This is a genomic window from Rubneribacter sp., assembly GCF_965361815.1.
On sequence record NZ_CBDTNW010000042.1, the window covers coordinates 1 to 3,514 of the forward strand.

The window sequence follows — 3,514 nt, forward strand, 5'->3', positions numbered from 1 at the left end:
TGCCGCACCACGGTGGACGTGGCCACGCGCGCGAGCACGCACATCTGCGTGGATCCGCGCGAGACGAACATGGGCAAGGAGGCCGACCACCAGCTGCACCTGCGCCCCGGCACCGACGGCGCCATGGCGCTGGCCTGGACGAACGTGGTCATCGAAAACGAGCTGTACGACGATCTGTTCACGAAGAAGTGGACGAACGGGCCCTTCCTGGTGGTCGAGGACATGGAGCCGAGCGGCTGGCTGGAGGCGTCGCCCATCGTCATGACGCCCTTCGAGCTGAAAACCCGCCTGCTCAAAGAGTCCGACCTGGTGGAGGGCGGCAGCCCGAAGCGCTTCATGGTGTGGGACAACCTGGCCGGCAAGCTCACGTACTTCGACGCCGAAACCGGTTTCTGGGAGGGCGAGGAGTGGACGCGCCCCACGGCGGGCAAGGAGGCACAGCAGGAAAACCTGGCGCCCGGCCTGCACCAAGGGTTCGTCATCGACCCCACGCCGTTTGATCCGGAGATAGACCCCGCCCTGTTCGGCGAGTTCGAGGTCACGCTCAAAGACGGCACGACGCACACGGCCCGTCCCGTGTTCGAGCTGTACGCCGAGCGCGCCGCCGAGTACGATCCGGACACCGTTGCCGAGATCACGGGCGTGCCCGCCGACGCCATCCGCGAGGCGGCGCTCGCCTACGGCACGCGCCTGCATCCCGAGAAGGGCTACGGCAACGGCGGCATCCAGTACATGCTGGCCACCGAGCACGCCAACACCGCCATCCAGAACGTGCGCGCGCTCGACTACCTCACGGCCATCACCGGCAACTACGACACGCCGGCCGGCCAGCGCGCCTCCACGCGGGCGCCCATCGAGGGCGGCCAGATGGGGTTCGCGAACAACGGCTCCGGCATGCCCATGCTCTCGCCCGGCCAGATGGACAAGCTGCTGGGCAGCGACGACATCCCGCTTCTGCAGTGGTGGGGCATGTGGGCCGACGCCACCGCCACGTGGAACGCCGTGCTCACGGGCGACCCGTACCCGGTGGTGGGCGCGTTCAACTCGTCGGGCAACTTCATGAACCAGTGCAACACGGGCATGGCCTGGGAGGCGCTCAAGAAGCTCGACTTCTACGTGGAGGCGAACCTCTGGCACACGCCCGGCGGCACCACCTGCGACATCGTGCTGCCTGCGGCGCACTTCCTGGAGCTTTCCAGCCCGCGTTCGTCGCAGGGCGCGTCGGGCGCGATGGGTGCCACGGTGAAGTGCATCGATCCGCCCGCCGAGGCGAAGTTCGACGGCGAGATCATCGAGATGCTCTACAAGGAGAAGGGTCTTCCGTACAACATCGTTCCGGGTTTCCCGGAGTATCCCAGCGTGGAGGAGATGCTCGACATGGCCGTGGCCGGCTTCGAGCCGAAGGGCTGGAAGGTGTTCGAGGAGCGGTTCCAAGAGCACGGTTGGTGGGACTGCAAGGAAACCGAACCCGAGCTGTGGGGCACGTACCGCCGCTACGAAACGGGCGCCATGCGTGCGCGCAACGCGGGCGGCTTCGTGGGCAGCCAGGGCGATTGGCTGCCCGGCTTCTACACGCCCACCAAAAAGATAGAGATCTGGTCCACGGTCATGGAGTCCTACCACCCCGACGGCCAGTGGAACCTGCCCACGTACATGGAGCCGCCGCACAGCCCGGTGAGCGATCCGGACATGTACGCGGAGTACCCGCTCATCATCACCACGGGCCGGCGCATTCCGGTGTACTTCCATAGCGAGCACCGGCAGCTGCCCTGGTGCCGCGAGCTGTGGCCGGTGCCGCGCGTGGAGATCAACCCCGACGATGCGGCGGAATACGGTATCGAACAGGGAGATTGGGTGTGGATAGAGACGCCCTACGGCAAGATTCGCGAGGTGGCCGACCTGTACTACGGCGTGCGCAAGGGCACCATCAACTGCGAGCACCAATGGTGGTTCCCCGAGCTGGAGCAAAACGGCAAGGGGCACGAGCTGTGCGCCGTGAACCACCTCATAGACCCGTGGGCGCGCGATCCGCACTGCGGCGCATCCAACTTGCGCGCCTACCTGGGCAAAATCTACAAGGCCACGCCGGAGAACTCGCCGTTTGGCAATCCGGTACCCTGCGGCAACGACGGCACGGAGATCATCCACGACTCGTCCGACCCGCGCTTGAAGGAATGGCTGCCCGTCTACGAAGGGAGGGAGTGACCCATGACGCGCTACGCTATCGCCACCGACCTGAACCGCTGCGTGGGGTGCCTTGCATGCTCGGTCGCGTGCAAGGCGGTGAACGACGTGCCGGTGGGCAGCTTCTGGAACAAGACGCTGCGCATTGGGCCGAACGCCTCCATCGAAGGGACGGGGGACGCGGCTTCCTATATGTACTTTCTGACCGTGCAGTGCCAGCACTGCGACCATCCCGAGTGTGTTGAGGTGTGCCCCACGGGCGCCTCGCATAAGCTTGAGGACGGCACGGTGCAGATCGACAAGAGCAAGTGCATCGGCTGCCAGTTCTGCGCTATGGCCTGCCCCTACAACGTGCGGTATTTGAACGAGGAGGAGCGCGTGGTGGAGAAGTGCACCTTATGCGAGCAGAAGATAGCGCAGGGCGAACTGCCGCAGTGCGTGAGCCAGTGCGGCGGCATGGCGCGCTTCTTCGGCGACCTCGATCAGGGGCTGGAGAGCTTCGAGGGAGCCGAGAACGGCACCGAGCGCATCAAGCTCGGCGAGTTCGCGATGCCGTTCTCCGATGCCGACGTGCATCATCTGCCGAACGTGGGCAACAACCCGGCGTTCGTGTACATCCTGCGCGATCACGAGTGGATGGGAGGGGGAGAGTAATGGAGCTTCAATGGCCTTTGATCCTGTTCACCACGCTGGTGGCGTGGAGCGCGGGGCTGTTCGGGACGCAGGCTGTGCTGGCGGCCGGCGGGCGCGCCAAGAAGTCCCAGGTTCCGGCTTGGATCGCGTCGGCGGTCCTTCTGGCCGCCGGCGGGATCGCGGTGTTCTTCCACCTGGAGCACTGGGAGAGGATCTTCAACGGCTTCGGGCACCTCACGAGCGGGATCACCCAGGAGCTCATAGCGATCGTGGTGCTGGCGGTCGTGGCGGTCGCCTACCTGGTGGCGATGCGCAGGAGCGACGACGGCGCCACCGTCCCGAAGTGGCTCTGCTGGGTCGCGGTCGCCGTGTGCGTGGTCCTCGTCGCGGTCATGGCGCACAGCTACATGATGGCCGCCCGCCCCGCCTGGGACAGCGTGCTGTGGGTCCTCTACGTGCTGGGCAACGCCTGCGCCCTCGGCCCCTGCGCCATGGCGCTGATCATGGCAGCGGTCGGCGACGAGACGGCGCCCGCCGGCCTGCCGGCCCTCGTCGGCACGGCGGTCGAAGCCGTGACGGCAGTGGCCTTCGCCGCCTCCCTGCAGGCCAGCGCCGGCGCCTTCGCCGAGGTGGGCTTCTACTTCGACCCCACCCACCCCACGGCCGGCATGGCGGATGCTGCAAGTGTGGTGGCCGC

Annotated in this window: 3 protein-coding genes; all 3 read left to right on the top strand. The window is 66.6% G+C overall.

The features are described from left to right. Positions 1–2,205: molybdopterin dinucleotide binding domain-containing protein (locus ACWKY3_RS02555; protein WP_449314862.1), on the top strand; the 2,205-nt coding region annotated here is incomplete at its 5' end. 3 nt (positions 2,206–2,208) lie between these two features. Beyond that, positions 2,209–2,838 (top strand): 4Fe-4S dicluster domain-containing protein, encoded by a 630-nt coding sequence (locus ACWKY3_RS02560; RefSeq protein ID WP_449314863.1) that lies wholly within the window; start codon positions 2,209–2,211, stop codon positions 2,836–2,838. Beyond that, on the top strand, positions 2,838–3,514 hold a 677-nt coding region (locus ACWKY3_RS02565; RefSeq protein WP_449314864.1), incomplete at its 3' end, for a DmsC/YnfH family molybdoenzyme membrane anchor subunit. The genes ACWKY3_RS02560 and ACWKY3_RS02565, both read left to right, overlap by 1 nt.

Coding starts and splice junctions, on each gene's coding strand:
- ACWKY3_RS02560 (WP_449314863.1), top strand. CDS start 2,209: ATGACGCGCTACGCTATCGCCACCGACCTGAACCGCTGCGTGGGGTGC.